The 16,050-nt window shown below is 31.7% G+C and carries 15 protein-coding genes; 8 read left to right on the forward strand and 7 right to left on the reverse strand.

The features are described 5' to 3' along the window. Positions 1–4 precede the first annotated feature (4 nt). A complete protein-coding gene (locus tag AD998_02810) occupies positions 5–832 on the forward strand; it encodes a hypothetical protein (protein KOY85224.1) in 828 nt (275 codons plus the stop codon). Here the strand turns inward: AD998_02810 and AD998_02815 are convergent, their stop codons facing one another. Beyond that, the gene (locus AD998_02815) at positions 833–1,567 is read right to left on the reverse strand and encodes a hypothetical protein (GenBank protein KOY85225.1); all 735 of its coding nucleotides are present in this window, start codon (positions 1,565–1,567) and stop codon (positions 833–835) included. A 114-nt stretch (positions 1,568–1,681) separates the two neighbouring features. Here AD998_02815 and AD998_02820 point away from each other — a divergent pair, with 114 nt between their 5' ends. Both AD998_02820 and AD998_02825 read left to right on the forward strand, forming a co-directional pair. After that, positions 1,682–2,317: a signal peptidase gene (locus tag AD998_02820; protein KOY85226.1), complete on the forward strand. Its 636-nt coding sequence runs from the start codon at positions 1,682–1,684 to the stop codon at positions 2,315–2,317. Between the two features lie 148 nt (positions 2,318–2,465). After that, entirely contained in the window at positions 2,466–4,625 is a 2,160-nt protein-coding gene (locus tag AD998_02825; protein KOY85227.1) for a hypothetical protein, read from the forward strand. Between the two features lie 114 nt (positions 4,626–4,739). Here the strand turns inward: AD998_02825 and AD998_02830 are convergent, their stop codons facing one another. Then, a complete protein-coding gene (locus AD998_02830; GenBank protein KOY85228.1) occupies positions 4,740–5,432 on the reverse strand; it encodes a hypothetical protein in 693 nt (230 codons plus the stop codon). Between the two features lie 60 nt (positions 5,433–5,492). On the opposite strand from AD998_02830, the gene AD998_02835 reads away from it, so the two are divergent. Continuing rightward, positions 5,493–5,894 (forward strand): hypothetical protein, encoded by a 402-nt coding sequence (locus tag AD998_02835; protein KOY85229.1) that lies wholly within the window; start codon positions 5,493–5,495, stop codon positions 5,892–5,894. A gap of 6 nt (positions 5,895–5,900) precedes the next feature. On the opposite strand, the gene AD998_02840 is transcribed toward AD998_02835, so the two are convergent. From AD998_02840 to AD998_02850, 3 genes are all read right to left on the reverse strand, one after another. Next, complete coding sequence (locus tag AD998_02840; GenBank protein KOY85230.1) at positions 5,901–6,791, reverse strand: flavin reductase; 891 nt, start codon at positions 6,789–6,791, stop codon at positions 5,901–5,903. 77 nt (positions 6,792–6,868) lie between these two features. Next, positions 6,869–8,491 carry a hypothetical protein gene (locus AD998_02845; protein KOY85231.1) on the reverse strand — a complete coding sequence of 541 codons (1,623 nt, stop codon included), beginning with the start codon at positions 8,489–8,491 and terminating at the stop codon, positions 6,869–6,871. A gap of 132 nt (positions 8,492–8,623) precedes the next feature. Beyond that, positions 8,624–9,112: a hypothetical protein gene (locus AD998_02850; protein ID KOY85232.1), complete on the reverse strand. Its 489-nt coding sequence runs from the start codon at positions 9,110–9,112 to the stop codon at positions 8,624–8,626. 108 nt (positions 9,113–9,220) lie between these two features. Here AD998_02850 and AD998_02855 point away from each other — a divergent pair, with 108 nt between their 5' ends. Beyond that, positions 9,221–10,486, forward strand: a complete 1,266-nt coding sequence (locus AD998_02855) for a hypothetical protein (protein KOY85233.1) — start codon at positions 9,221–9,223, stop codon at positions 10,484–10,486. Positions 10,487–10,498: 12 nt separating this feature from the next. Continuing rightward, on the forward strand, positions 10,499–10,915 hold the full coding sequence (locus tag AD998_02860) for a transposase (protein KOY85234.1): 417 nt from the start codon (positions 10,499–10,501) through the stop codon (positions 10,913–10,915). Between the two features lie 6 nt (positions 10,916–10,921). Here the strand turns inward: AD998_02860 and AD998_02865 are convergent, their stop codons facing one another. Both AD998_02865 and AD998_02870 read right to left on the reverse strand, forming a co-directional pair. Continuing rightward, a complete protein-coding gene (locus tag AD998_02865) occupies positions 10,922–12,034 on the reverse strand; it encodes a hypothetical protein (GenBank protein KOY88022.1) in 1,113 nt (370 codons plus the stop codon). 66 nt (positions 12,035–12,100) lie between these two features. Then, entirely contained in the window at positions 12,101–12,550 is a 450-nt protein-coding gene (locus tag AD998_02870; GenBank protein KOY85235.1) for a hypothetical protein, read from the reverse strand. A 148-nt stretch (positions 12,551–12,698) separates the two neighbouring features. Here AD998_02870 and AD998_02875 point away from each other — a divergent pair, with 148 nt between their 5' ends. Continuing rightward, entirely contained in the window at positions 12,699–13,118 is a 420-nt protein-coding gene (locus AD998_02875) for a hypothetical protein (protein ID KOY85236.1), read from the forward strand. 72 nt (positions 13,119–13,190) lie between these two features. Next, on the forward strand, positions 13,191–16,022 hold the full coding sequence (locus AD998_02880; protein KOY85237.1) for a carbamoyl phosphate synthase large subunit: 2,832 nt from the start codon (positions 13,191–13,193) through the stop codon (positions 16,020–16,022). The last annotated feature ends 28 nt before the right edge of the window (positions 16,023–16,050 follow it).

The raw sequence follows: 16,050 nt of genomic DNA on the forward strand, positions 1-16,050 counted from the left end.
AATAATGCTTACATCAGAACAAAGAGATTTTATCAAAAAGCAAGTTATTCAAGGAGAAAAAACAGCTCAAGAATGGTTAGATATTATTGACAATCTTTTAGAAAATTATACACACCATCTTGTGTGGCAAAAAAATGAAAGACTTAAAAATAAGCTATCCAAATGGCTTTTAATACTTTCTTGTATTATAAGTGTAATAGTTAGTTTTTTATTTTCTTGGTGGTTATTGTTATGTATTATACCTTCGTTAATTTGGTTTTTTCAAAGAAAAATGAATGATAGTTGGCTTTATTTTATTGTGCCTATAAAGGAGTTACCTAAAAAAATACCAGGGCTTAAATCTATTATAAATGTTATAAGTAAAGAAGTGGCAGAAAATACAAAAATCAAAATTACTTATAAATTATATCCACCAATTAGCTACAATAATAGAATCTCTTCAACTCAAATTAAGAAAAATGGAGGAGAAGGACCTTTGAATATTTATAAAGGAGATAATTTTACTCTAAAAACGATATTTTTAGATAAAACCTCTATTAGTCTTTCTTTAGGTTTTTATATCAAACAAACGATTATAGTTAAGCGAAGTAGAAGTGGAAGACGTTATAAACGAAAAGAAAAGTATAAGAGTAAGATAATTTATATGATAAAAATGGGTTTTCATGAGAAAATATATGTTCCCAAATCAAATATTGAAGTAGTTTCAAATAAAAAACGTTATGAGTTAAAATCTAAAAATGTAGAACAAATATTTTCATCTGACATAAAACATCAATTCAACTTTATGTGGGAGCAAGTAGCCCAAATGTATGCCAAAATGAATAAATTATAATTATTTAAACTGATAATCACCATTTTTATTAATGCTGAAACTTAGCTCTTTATAGTTTTGGTGAAATTTATCATAACCCAATTTTAGATTCTCCCAAAATAAAGTGTGATGAGCATAATTGCTTTTATATTTTTTTATGTTTTCAGAGGTCATTTTAAACGGAAAAATATAAACGGGTATTTTGTTTTGCCCATTATTTTTAGCTTCAAGGGCATAAATGTAAATTTCTTTGATTTTATTGTCTGTCATGGGCATGCAACCAATGGTTACACAAGACCCATGAATAAAAATATCTCCACCTAAATCCTTTGCTGTACTTTTAATTTTATCTGACTGATTTGGATAATTTACTCCTAACGAAAGATAATAACTGCTAGCAGGATTAAATCTATCTATATGATAAAAACCTTCAGGAACTTGATAATCGCCACTTTTTCTTTTAGGACCCAAATCTCCTGAACTGGCACAAATATCATAACTTATTAGCTTGCTGTATTGACTCCCTTTTTTATTTTTTACATAAATATCAAGCTGCTTTTCAGCTTTGTATGTCACAAAGAGAATGTGGATATCTTCTAGCTTTAAACCTTTTTCTGCAAGTTTTTTCTCAATAATTTCTTTTTTCTCTTTATAAGCTGTTTTTACTCGATCTTTGGGTGCAGGTTTTTTTCTAAATGCCCACAAACCAAGACTTAACAATATGATAACTAAGACAGTTATTCCAATAGGTTTCATAAAATCTATTTTTAACTTTTTTGCACAAAAATCTTTCCAAAGAAACAGAATATTAGAAAAAATAACGTTTCTATTATAAAAATGTACTAAATTGCGACCATTTTAAAAAATACAATGAAATACTTAAAATATGTAGGCATAGCCATTTTGGTTTTGTTATTAGACCAAGGCTCTAAAATGTGGGTGTATAACAATATGCACTTAGGTGAAGAATTCCCATTTTTGGGAATTTCATGGCTCAAAATCCATTATACCCTTAACGAAGGAATGGCATTTGGAATCAAACTACCTGCCCCTTATGGAAAGATAATACTCTCTCTATTTAGACTTGTTGCTGTTACAGCTATTGGATTCTATTTGCGAGGGCTTATTACAAAACAGGCTCATTGGGGTTTGCTGGTAAGTCTTACTTTCATTATGGCAGGAGCTTTAGGAAATGTAATAGATGGTACATTTTATGGTGTTTTCCTGAAAAACAATGTGATAGTGGATTCTCCAACACCTTGGTTTCATGGAAAAGTAATAGATATGATTTTCACTGACTTCTGGCAAGGTATTTTACCCAATTGGATACCTATTTGGGGAGGGGAATATTTTGCTTTTCCCATCTTTAATATAGCAGACTCGTCTATATTTGTTGGAGTTGTGCTTATTCTACTTTTCCAAAGAAGATTTTTTGCACATGAGCAAACTGAAGATATAGAAATTCAAAAGACAGAGGAATCTGTGAGTAGTCAGAAAAATATATAATTGAACTATAAAGAAATTAACAAATAAAAATAGTTGGGTTTTCATTGAACTCAACTATTTTTTTATTGTATTGAGTTTTACAAATTGGTGTAATTTTTGATAAAACTTTATTTTAATTTATATTTGCTTTTCAAAATCAATGATTTAAATGAGAATTTGGGGTGTTATCTTGAGCTTTGGAGCTATCCTTGCTATTTCTTCTTGTAAGCATTATCATAATGTTGCAGCACATTATAATGGTTATTTCTTAGCAAATCAGAAAATGCTAGAAATAGAAAAAAAGCTATTCAATGAAAGAAAAGATAATTTTAACAGAATACTTTTTGTTTATCCTCCTTTAGACACCAATCAGCTAAAAGGCTTAAAAGCTGAATTCGATGATTGTATCAAAAAGGCTGCTTTTGCCATAGAACGTCATGAACAAAGCGACTGGACTGATGACGGTTACATATTAGTTGGGAAATCAAGGTTTTATAACAGAGAATATCAGGATGCTATCAATACATTCAAATATGTAAATGGTACTTCTAAAGATAAAATCACACAACAAAAGGCTCTCATAGAACTAATGAGGACTTATATCGAACAAAAAGAGTTTAATGATGCTGATATGGTAAAAAACTATCTTCGTAAAATGGAAGTAGAAAAAACTAATTTAGCTTCTTACTATCAAATACAAGCTCATTTTTATAGAACACGTAAAGATTATGATCGTGCTGGCAAAAGTTTGGAATTGGCTATTCCTGAAATGAAAAAAGGAGAGCAAAAAGCTAGATTATTATTCTTGCAGGGGCAAATTTACCAAAGACAGAAACAAAACGAAAAGGCTTTTGAAAGTTATCGGGCTGTTTTGAAAAATAAGCCTACTTACGAAATAGAACTGCAAACACAATTAGCAATGCTTCTGACAGGAGATTCTAGTGTTGTTTTTTCTGATAAAACTGAAAGAAAACTCCAAAAAATGTTAAAAGATTTTAAAAATCAGGATTTTTTGGATGAAATCTATTACGATTTGGCAGTCATAGAGCTAAGAAGAAAGAACTTGAGTAAATCAATTGAACTATTTCAAAAATCTTCTCAATCAAAAGGTTCAGGAGGACAAAAGCCTTATACATATTTACGTCTTGCTGAGATTCATTTTGATAAAATGCGAAAATATGAAACAGCAAAACTTTATTATGATAGTACAATCAAAGTGTTACCTAAAGATGAAGATGGTTACGAAAAAGTAGCAAAACGCCACGAAGTACTTGATGAATTTATTAAATATTTGCGTGTAGCTCAATTGGAAGATAGCCTTCAACGAATGGCAAAAATGTCTGAAAGTCAGTTAGATGATTATTTAGACTCAAATATTGCCAAACAAGTAAAAGCTGAAGTAGAAAGAAAAAAAGCATTAGATAAAGCTAAAAAACAAGCAGAATCAAATAATCTACAACCCAATAAAGGAACACTTCAACAAGAACGGGATAAACAAAATAGTGAATGGTATTTTGATAACCTTACGCAAGTTGAAGAAGGTAAAAGAGAATTTAGAACTAGATGGGGAAATAGACCTTTGGCTGATAATTGGCGAAACCTCTCTAGAATTTCCAATGAAATTGATGAAAATACACCCAAAGATTTAGGGAACCCCAAAGAGCAAGCTATTGCTGAACAAGAATATATACAAAAAGAAGTAGCTAATAGAAAGCAAGGGATAAAAGTATTGTTGCCTAAAACTCCTGAACAAATAGAAAAATCCCTTCTTGCTTGGGAAGGAGCTTCTTTTAATTTAGCTAAAATCTATCATTTTCAGTTAGAAGAATTGCCTGATGCAGAAAATACATATTTGGATATTGTGAAAAGAATGTCTAAGAGTCAGTATGAAGCAGAAGTTTATTATTTATTGTATCTGCTCTATAATCAACAAAAAAATAGCTCAAAGGCTCAAGATATGAGAACTAATTTATTAGAAAAATATCCTAATTCGTTGTATGCAAAACTCATAGAAAACCCAAATTATCTTTTAGAGAATCAGACAAGAGATGAGGCTGCTCAAAAAGAATATGCGATTATCTATGCACAAATGTATGAACAAAAGAAATTTAAAGAAACAATATTAGCATTGGGCGAACTATCAAAGAAATACCCTAACAATACTATTCCTGATAAAATAGATGCTCTGAGAGTAATATGTATAGGAAAAACAGAAGAGCGTAAAAAGTTTGAAGAAGAAATGGAAGCATTTTTTAAGAAATACCCAGATTCTAAACTGATGGAGCGATTCAAAGAAATGAACGCTGCTATTGAAGAGAAAAAACCTTAAAAAATTTTATAGTAGAAAACTTATTTTGGCAAGATAATTGTTTTAATATTTCCGTTCTACTATAACTATGATACATTCTTAAAAATCCACTTTTTGAAAAGTGGATTTTGTTTTTTATAAACTTCTAAGAATATTAAGAGATTTTATCTCTCCAAAATACTCAAAATGAAATCGATAATAAGCCAAAAGGTAATTGAGTAGTTGTTTGCGAATGCTTGTCGGAATCTCTAAAGATTCAAAGTTTTGGGTTTGTTGTAACTTCTCTAACCATTGAATTTCAGGTTCAAAATAAGTAGGCTTTTGTTTAATAGCCTGAACCTGATATAGTTGTTCAAAAATAACAGAAGCATCTTTGCCCAAAAAACCCAGTTTTTCAATCAAGTGAACTAAAAAGTAAATCGGAAAATTTTCTGGATTTTGCGAAGCATCTAGAGCATTGAGTTCTGTTGCTAAAAAATCGTAAAGTTCTTGGTGTTCTTCTTCTCCTTGTAAGGTTTTGGAAAGTACTTCTGACAAGAAAAAAGCAATATTCATCTTCAAACCATCAAAGGGCAGGCTTTGATAGGGTTGTGGACATCTAATTTCTGATATCCTTTGCAACATATCTTTCCCCTCCTTATGATAGACCACCATATCAAGCTGCGTAAGAGGCTGGAAAAGAGCAATTTTAAAAGTTGAACGTTCTTTTCTTACTCCATTTATAAGATAACTTTGTACTCCAAAGTTTTTGGTATAAACTTTAACAATGATAGAGGTTTCTTTATATTTAATAAAATGAATACAGATACCTTGAGTTTTGTGTAACATAATGAGTCTTCAAATCGTATAACAATATAACAAAATCTAATCTCAAACAATTAAAAAAATATGAAATCATTATTCATTTCTTGCCTGTTGTTTTTTTGTGTACAGGTAAGCAATGCTCAAGTCAGATTTTTTCAGGGTACATGGTCGGAGGCACTTACAGAAGCCCAAAAACAAAATAAAATACTTGTTGTTGATTTTTACACTACTTGGTGTGCCCCTTGTAAACTGATGACCAAAACCACATTTGCAGATACCAATGTGGGTGATTTTGCCAATGCTTATTTTATTCCATATAAAGTAGATTGTGAAAAGGGTGAGGGCATTAAATTGGCAGAAAAGTATGAAATAGACAGTTATCCAAGTATCTACTTTATTGATAAAACTGGTAATGTGGTTCGTAAAGAAATAGGTTACAAATCGGCAATGGAATTCCTGAAAATTCTTCAAAAACAAAAGAACTAAGTAAGCTTAGTTCTTTTGTTGCATTAAAGTGAGCCATGCTTCTTGGATTTTACCTTGTTCCAATAACTTTTGAGCATATTGGTGTAAAGCATTTTGCAGTTCTACATTTGAATGTGTACCTAAAAGTTTTTTTACCTCTACATCTTCAAAATTTTTAATTTCTTCTTCTGAAGGTAATTGTTCTACATTGGCAAGTCTACCCAAATTATTTCCTGTAAGCACAGAACTATTTTTGATGAAAGAAGGAAGTTGGTCTATGCCTATTCCTTTTGTAAGTAAGGGTTTGGGAATTTCGAAAAGAGCATCCCCATTAGCTCTACAGTACCATTCTCCACCCATTCTGCCCACCAAATCAATTTTTTTGGTGTTTATTTTACCTTTTTCATCTAAAATTTCCTCTTTGATGTGAGCCAAAACTACTTCACAAATAATTAAATTCCCTGCTCCACCACCTGTACCTGTTTCTATAATTTGCAAAACTTTACATTCAAATGCCACAGGCGATTCGCCCACACGAGGAGGCTTTACCAATGTAGAAGGCATTTGTGTAAAACCAGCTTTTACAAACTCGTTTATCCCTTTATCATATTCAGTACTTGCAAGAGAAGTTTGTTCTACCATTGCATAATTGACAATATTAATAACCACCTCACCTACTTCTTTCACATTTTCAAGGGTATGTTTCGTTGTATTATCTCGAACTCTTCTGGCAGGGGAGAAAATAAGAATGGGTGGGTTTGCCCCAAAAGCATTAAAAAAGCTAAAAGGGCTTAAATTGATATGACCATCTTTATCTATCGTGCTTGCAAATGCAATAGGGCGAGGAGCAACTGCTGAAAGAAAATAACTATGGAATTCAGCAACACTAACATCTTTTGGAGAAATTGTTTTTATCATGCTTATAAAATCAAAAATCAGGAAACAGAGGCAATATAGACCTTTTTCCTGATTTTTGATGTAAAGTTTTATAGATTTTAAGCTACCCCAGCATATTCTTTTTTCATTTTTAATAATTCAGTTTTAACTCGAATCATCTTTTTATCTGTGGTATCTATATCTGCTGTAATAAGCCAGTCTTCAATTTCACGAACAGAAAAACTAAATGTAAAATTCTCTCTCAGCAAAGCATCCATTTCCTTTTCAGTTTTTTCAGTATTCTGCATCAAACCTTTTTGAGCAATAAGTTTTAAATATAACTCTACAGCTTTGTATGCATAAGCTTTTTCTATTTGAGAAAGTCTTTCAAGAAGAGTAAGAGCTTGGAAGAAATTATCAGTTAGGATATAGATTTCAATGGCATTGTTATAAGCAGGAATAAAATCTTTTTTCAGTCTGATAGCTTTTTCGTAATCTTCTGCTGCTTGGTCGTATTTCTTTAAAATATGATAACAATTTGCCCTTCTAGTATAAGCATTATAGTCAGGAGTTGCTTGTAATGCTTTAGTGAAAGTTTCAATGGCTTCTTCATATTTTTTTTGTTCATAATAGACCATTGCCTCTTTTAGAAGAGTATCATACTCAGGACTATAAATATTGGCTTCAAAAAGTTCTTTATTCGTATTGTTATAAATAACTTGTTCTTCTACTTCTTCTTCAATGGTTGATGCTTGTAAAGATTCATTAATTTTTTGTTCAATTTGCTCAACCCACTCTCTATTATTGATTAAGCTATGTTCTTGTATTATTTCCTCTTTTGTATCTTCTACTTCTATCTCTTCTACTTGTGTAATTTCAATTTCTTCTTGCTTGTCAGTTGTGTTGAGATTGATGATTGTTTCTTGCTCTAAGGTTTCTTGAATAGGGTTTGTTATTTGATTAGGATTCTTAGGGGTTTCAGAAATAGTAATAATCTGTTCTTCTTGAGGTGTTTCAGCAATAGTTTCCTCTATTAGAGTTTCAGAAATGTCTGTTTTTTTGAGAACATCGTTAGCTATTTTTGCTTCTAAATCTGCTAATTTGGTCTGCATAAAGTTTGTCAATTCATTGACTTGACTTTGTGAAGAGCTTGTCACAGCATTTTTAGCAAAATATTGTTGCATTTCCTTACCCAGATTTTCCTGCAAGGTATCTTTAATAATATTCTTCAAATGAGCATGTTGGTTATTGGCAAACTCATTCAGATAACGTTCCTGTTGGTCTTTGATATACTTGAGAGCAACCAAAAACAACATAATGCATAATGCAATAATGCCTAATCCACCGTACAATAACATAGACGCTTGTTGGTTTATTTGTTCTTGAAGAGTACCAACATGGCTTTGCACTATGGTACTAACTTCTGATTTACGTTCATTTTTTAAATTTTTTAAGTCTGCAAGCTCTTGAGCATACTTTTTATCGGCTTGCTGCAAATAAAGTTGTAATGTAGATAAAAGTTGCTTCTGATTTGTGGTGTCTTTTGCTGATAGTAACAGAAGCTGTGATTGTAAGTTTTGCAATTGAAATTGATAATTACCTTCCAATAATCGAATTTTTTCTTCGAGTAATCTAGTATTATAGTTGCTTTTCTTTAAAGCTTCTTCATAGTCTTTTTGAGCAAAAGAAGCAAAAAAGGCAAATATTAAAGCCGTTATACAGTACAATTTCTTCATACTCATTTCCGTAAACTTACAATAGTTGGCAATATACTAATATTTTATCAAAAAAGCAAAAAAAGAGAGCCTTTTTTAAATTATACGAGTTGTATAGAAATAAGTTTACTTGTTTATGAATAAATGCTTATGATATCATCATAATAAATTTTGCAAGCTAATATGGTTTAAATTTATGATAGCCTTATCTATTGAAAAATCTAATAACTCTAAAGCATTATCCTTTTTGAGCCATACAGCTTCTTTATCAAATTCATACCAAAATTCAAAATTAGAAGTATCTGTAAACTTGACATAATACACGATATGAAGTATTTCATGCGGGTTTGTGTCTTTATCAAGATGTACTAACTTTATGTCTGATACATTCAAAGAAAGTTCTGTGAATTGCTGAATAACACCTTTTGCCAAATCCAAAATATCTTCATCATCCCAGTCACAACCCCAGTATGTTTCTGAAAAAATCTGCCAACCTAAATAAAGGGTTGTCTCATTGGACTTTTGTGTTTTGTGAATGAAAAGAATCTCATTTTGTTCATTTTCTAACAAATAGACATAGCGAATATAATGAGTTATACTTAAATTATGTTTTTTAAGCAGAAGTTCAAATTTTTCGTTGTTGGTCATGATAAGTTTATTTTCACAACTGAAAATAGAAATAAAATCCTAAAATGCAGTAAAAATCATTTTTTTTTTCTAAAATTGAGCATTAGAATTATACAAATCTGAATAACCATGAATATAGCCTTCAAAGCCAAAGATTTTTTTTACCCTGTTGTTACATTACTCAAAGAACATAAAAAGCCTCTAAAAGCTTCGGAAGTAGCACAAAAGATAATAGCTGGTTTGCCTTTAGAAAGAGAATCTGAATTTTGGGGAATGGTTCGCTTAAAACTAAAAAATCGTATCAGACAAGCTTCTTTGCATTTGGTGGAGGCTGGGATTATTCATACAACTAAGTCAAACCCTTACGGAAAAAAAGGCTGGTCTCTTACAGAGAAAGCTAAAAAAATGCAAATCAATGAAGAAGAACTGATTAAAGAAATTAGCCGTATTCTTCGTAAAAAAGCATCTAAAACACAAGAAAAAGAAGCAAATACATTTGTTCCTAAGGTAATAGCTTCTCGTAAAAAAAGAGAACAAACAGAGAGTTTTAGTAAAAATATTTTGCTTTATGGACCACCAGCTACAGGAAAAACTTCTCAAGCGATGGATATAGCAATTAAGATATTAGGTTTAGATAAACAAAAAATAAAAGATAGTAAAAAAGCATTGAAAGCAGAACAAGGTAAAAGATTGGAAATCATATCTTTACATCCTAATTACCATTATGAGCATTTTGTAGAATATACAGATTCTAAAGGACATATCAGAGAGGGTATTTTAAAGAAAATGGCTCAAAGAGCAACAAAAAGTTATGAACAAAATCCTGAAAAACCTCAAAACTATATCCTGATTATAGACGAAATGCATAGAGCTGAACCTGCAGAAATCTTTGGAGAGACTATCAGTGTATTAGGAGCAGATAAACGTATAGGAGAGGAAAATGAAATAGCAATTACCTTAGCCAATTCTGGTGAATTATTCAGTTTGCCACCCAATTTGTATATTGTAGGCACTATCAATGTTGCTGAAATAGATTATAATACGGATAGTAGCTTTTTGCAACATTTTGAAATGATACCCATATATCCTCGTTACGACTTGCTCAATTTGAGTTATGGGGATTTTTTAAAAGCTCTCAATAAAAAAATTAGTTATTATAAAGGAAGTGATTTTATGTTTGGGCATGGTTATTTATTACAATCGTCCAAAAGTTTAGATTTTATAAGAATTTTAAATCATCAGATTATTCCAACTCTTGGATACTATTTTGATACTCCCGAATTGGTAAGAGAAGTTTTACAAGCAGCGTTAGATGAAGCTGAAAGTACAAACGGACTTTTTGAGGTGTTGGAAAATGAACTTCTGCATTTGGAGGTTATTCGTGTAAGTTGGTAATAATCATATACTATGAAGCCTCAATGCCCAAAATGTAATTCCTTGAAAATTATTAAGAGTGGAGTAATTGCTGAAAGGCAAAGGTATAAATGTAAAGACTGCTCTTATTTTTTTACAGTACAAAAACCAGGCAAACAAATAGATAACTATTATGTGGTGAAGGCTTTACAGTTGTATCTAGAAGGTATAAGCTACCGTGAAATAGAACGAATTTTAGGAATTAGCCATGTTTCAGTAATGAATTGGGTACGAAAGTACAAAATTCATCCACCTGAAAACTACGATTACCATCCCACTTATAAAATTTTTAATCATCAGGAACTGGCAGAATTTATGCAGAATAGCTCAAATTTGAAAGGAACAGGTATGATTATTACTGAAATAGGGGATAAATTCATGCTCATTAAATGGGAAAGGTTTAAAAAGTAAAAAATACTATCCCCTAAAACTTCGATATTGTCGAAATCCTTTTTGTAGCTCTTTGAAAGTAACTTTTACAATAGTGTAAGAAGGTATGGCTACAATCATTCCTAAAGCTCCAGCCAAAGTTGCTCCTGCAAAAATAATCACGAAAATCTCTAACGGATGGGCTTTTACACTTTTGGAGAAAATAAAAGGCTGTAAGAAAATATCATCCATAAGGCGAACAGCAAAAAATACAGATGTGTATTTAATTAATGTAAGTGATAAAGGAAAAGAGGGATCGTTGAAACTACTCGAAATAATAACCAATAACCCAAAGCCATAACCTGTAAATGGACCCAAATAAGGGATAAAATTGATAGAAGCTGCAAAAGCTGCAATAGTAAAGGCATAAGGAATACCAAAAAGGGAGCCTAATGCAGAGTAAAAAGTAAAAACAATGATGGTTTCAATCAAAATTCCTCTCAAATAATTAGAAAGAAGGTGTTCTATTTTATAAAAAGCTGTAATTAAAACTTCGAAATAGCGATTGGGAATGGATGAAATGACAATTTTACGAAATAGCCCTTTTTCATAAAGTAAAAAAAATGTCATAAAGCTAATGGCTAATAAATATACAAACAAAGAACCTGCTATTCCTGCCAAATTATTGATAATATTGCCTATATCTATTTTTTCTAAAAAACTTTTTAGAATGAGATTGATTTCTTTTAAAATAAATCCAGGTTTCTCATTCATTTTGAGTTGTTCTATCAAGAAAAACTCTAACTGCTCTATGGGTTCTATAACTTGAGAACTTAACACTTCTGGTTCTATGGAGCGAATCAAGCGTAGTTGATCTGATAATAAAGGAAGAAATAAACGAACAAATAAAGTAATAAATAAAACAAAAGCTGTTAAGGAAAGAAAAACTGCGAAAACTCGAGGGATTTTAATTCTAAATATGTAAATCTCAGAAATATAATCTACCAAAGGTCTTAGAACTGTAACAATAACTAATGATATAAGTAGATAAGTAAATATATCGGAAAACACCCATGTTACAAACAACAAGCCAATAATAGCCAATCCTATTTGTAAGAATGTTTTAAACTTATTTAATCCTGTATTGATGCTAACTATCATAAAATAAAAACTCTCTGCAAAATACATATTTTACAGAGAGCTAAGAAATATATTTTTTGGAAAAAATTAGTTTGCAGGAATAAAAGGTAATTTTAATTTATCTTTATCAGTTTTACCCATTTTTATAACCAATTTACTTGCACTTAATTCAACTACATCCATTTCTTCTTTTTTACCATTATCATCTACCGTAATCTTTTTGCCATCATCACTTAAAGACCACTTGCCTGTTTGTGTTTTTCCCATTGCAACCATTTCAGCAGAGCCATCAGCTTTAAACTCTAATGTGATATTAGTAAGCATGCCCTCCATCATAGGTAACATAGCTTCCAGTTGTTTAGCTTGTTCAGGTTTTTCTTTTTTCATTTTATCCATTTCTTCTTTCATAATGGTTTTAAATGCAGTAGCATCCACTTTCCATTTTTTCGTAAGAGTTTCTTTAGGATTACCTTTACAAGCCATCATAAGCACAACTAAAGCCAAGAATGCTAATTGTGAGAATTTCATAAATTTCATACTCGTTAATTTTTTTAATGAACAAAACTTCTGCAAGAAGCGTATTTTCTCTGATAATTCCTAAGTCATTCTAAAAAATGCTAAAAAATTTGTATAACATTTTCAAAAGATTAACTTTGAAAAGCAATTTGTATTAAAAAATTAAGTTATGTCGCATCTTGATTATATCAGAACAGTAGAAGAAGCTTTTAAAAAGTTAGGGATGAACCCTAAAGATGCTCAATCTCCTATTCAAGGAGCTTGGATTTTCAAAAGAGGTTCGGCGACCATTCGTGTAATGCTCAATTCTTCACCAAGTTCTGAAGGAGACCAAAGAACACTTTCCATGATGGCATACATTATGCCTATTCCAAGAAAACTACAAAAAGATTTTTTCAGAAGACTTTTGGAAATGAATAGCTCTTTTGTTAATGAAAGGTTTGAAATATTTGATAATGAAGTCTATGTTACAGCCTCACGTTACTTGGATGGCTTGAGTTCAGATGAGGTGGTAGCCATCATGACAGAAATTAGTAATACAGCCGATTTCTTAGATGATAGGCTAAAAAAAGACTTTCCATTAGATTAAAAAAATTAGATACTAAATTTTTTTATTTTCTCTTAGATACTTTGTTATCTTTGCCGAAAATTTTTTGCAAAGATGCCTAAAAAACCTGCTATCAAATCTGTTCTGATTATTGGCTCTGGTCCTATTGTTATTGGGCAAGCCTGCGAATTTGATTACTCTGGCTCACAAGCAGCTCGGTCATTACGAGAAGAGGGAATCGAAGTAGTACTGATTAACTCAAATCCAGCTACTATCATGACTGACCCCGTTACCGCTGACCATGTATATTTGTTGCCATTAGAGCGAAAGTCCATTGAATACATTTTACAACGCCATAAAATTGATGCCGTTTTGCCTACTATGGGAGGTCAGACGGCATTAAATTTAGCTATCAAATGCCATAAAGCAGGCATTTGGGAAAAATATGGTGTTCAAATGATAGGTGTGGATGTAGATGCTATTGAAACTACCGAAGACAGAGAAAAATTTAGATTGAGAATGATTGAGCTTAATGCTGGAGTTTGTAAAGGAGAAACAGCTACATCATTTTTAAGAGGAAAAGAAATAGCCCAAGCAATAGGATTTCCACTTGTTATCAGACCATCTTTTACACTTGGTGGTACAGGTGGTGGGTTTGTAAATGACGAAAAAGATTTTGATGAAGCTTTAAGAAAAGGTTTACAAGCTTCACCAACACACGAAGTACTGGTAGAACAATCTATTTTTGGCTGGAAAGAGTTTGAATTAGAATTGCTTAGAGATAGTGTAGGGAATGTGATTATTATATGCTCTATTGAGAATTTTGACCCAATGGGTATTCATACTGGAGATAGCATTACAGTTGCTCCAGCCATGACACTTTCTGATACCACATACCAAAAAATGCGTGATTTAGCAATCAAAGTGATGAATGGTATTGGGAATTTTGCAGGAGGATGTAATATTCAATTTTCCGTAAATCCTAAAGATGAAGATGATATTATTGTGATAGAGGTGAACCCTCGTGTATCACGTTCTTCTGCATTAGCAAGCAAAGCAACTGGTTATCCTATTGCAAAAATAGCTTCAAAATTAGCAATAGGTTATAATTTGGATGAGCTCAAAAATCAAATTACAAAAACTACTTCTGCTTATTTTGAACCAGCCTTAGATTATGTAATTGTGAAAATTCCTCGTTGGAACTTTGATAAATTCAGAGGTGCTGATGATAAACTTGGTTTGCAGATGAAATCTGTGGGTGAAGTAATGGGTATTGGTCGTAATTTCCAAGAAGCTCTACAAAAAGCATGTCAGAGTTTAGAAATTAAGAGAAATGGTTTAGGTGCTGATGGTAAAGAAATTACAGATCAACAATTTATTCTGAAAAGTTTAGAAAACCCATCAGGGAATCGTCTTTTTCATATTTATGACGCTTTTAAAATGGGTATTTCTTTTAAAACTATTCAAAAACTTACCCAAATAGATGCTTGGTTTTTACACCAAATTGAAGAAATAGTATTACTTGAAAGAGAAATTCAAAAATACAATATTACTGATTTATCAAAAGAACTACTTCTTGAAGCGAAACAAAAAGGTTATGCAGATAGGCAAATAGCTCATTTGGTTCGTTGTTTGGAGAGTGAAGTCTATAAAAAGCGTCAAGAACTTGGTATACAAAGAGTCTATAATATGGTAGATACTTGTGCTGCTGAATTTGAGGCTGTTACACCTTATTATTATTCATCTTTCTCTAAAGAGAGTTCTTTACCAAACGAGCCAAAAACTACTTCAACCAAGAAGAAAATAGTAGTTTTGGGTTCTGGTCCAAACCGTATTGGACAAGGTATAGAGTTTGACTATTCTTGTGTACATGGAATTTTGGCAGCAAAAGAATGTGGTTATGAAACAATCATGATTAATTGTAACCCAGAAACAGTTTCCACTGATTTTGATACAGCAGATACTTTATATTTTGAGCCTGTTTTTTGGGAACATATCTACGATATTATTCAAAAGGAACAACCTGAAGGCATTATTGTACAACTTGGAGGACAAACAGCTCTTAAATTGGCAGAGAAACTTAGTCGTTATGGAATAAAGATTATTGGTACAAGTTATGAGTCTTTGGATATAGCAGAGGATAGAGGAAAATTCTCTAATCTATTAAAAGATTTAGGAATTCCATATCCTAACTTTGGAGTAGTAACCAATGCAGATGAAGCAGTGCTACTTTCTAAAGAGTTAGGTTTTCCTCTTTTGGTACGCCCTAGCTATGTATTAGGTGGACAAAGCATGAAAATTGTTATTAATGAAAAAGAATTGGAAGAGCATGTTGTGAAAATTTTACATGACATCCCTGATAATCAAATACTACTTGATCATTTCTTAGAAGGAGCTATTGAAGCAGAAGCTGATGCTATTTGTGATGGAGAAGAAGCTTATGTCATAGGTATTATGGAGCATATTGAGCCTGCTGGCATCCATTCTGGTGATAGCAACGCAATGCTTCCACCATTCTCTCTTTCACCTATGATTGTGGAACAAATTGAAATGATTACTAAGAAAATTGCTTTGGCTCTCAATACTGTAGGTTTGATAAATGTTCAATATGCTGTAAAAAATAATATAGTTTATGTAATTGAAGCGAACCCAAGAGCCAGCCGAACAGTACCGTTTATTTGTAAGGCATACAAAGAGCCTTATGTGAATTATGCTGTAAAGGTAATGCTTGGTGAAAAGAAAATTAAAGACTTTACTTTTACACCTCAACGTTCTGGTTATGCAATTAAATTGCCTGTGTTCTCTTTTGATAAATTCCCAAATGTAAACAAGGAGTTAGGACCCGAAATGAAATCGACTGGGGAAGCTATTTTGTTTGTGGAAAACTTACAAGACGAAACATTCCAAAAATTATATGAAGAAAGGAATTTGTATTTGAGTAGATAACGAAAAAGCCCCAAAATAAATTGGGGCT

It is taken from the genome of bacterium 336/3, assembly GCA_001281695.1.
Classification (GTDB): Bacteria; Bacteroidota; Bacteroidia; order Cytophagales; family Thermonemataceae; genus Raineya.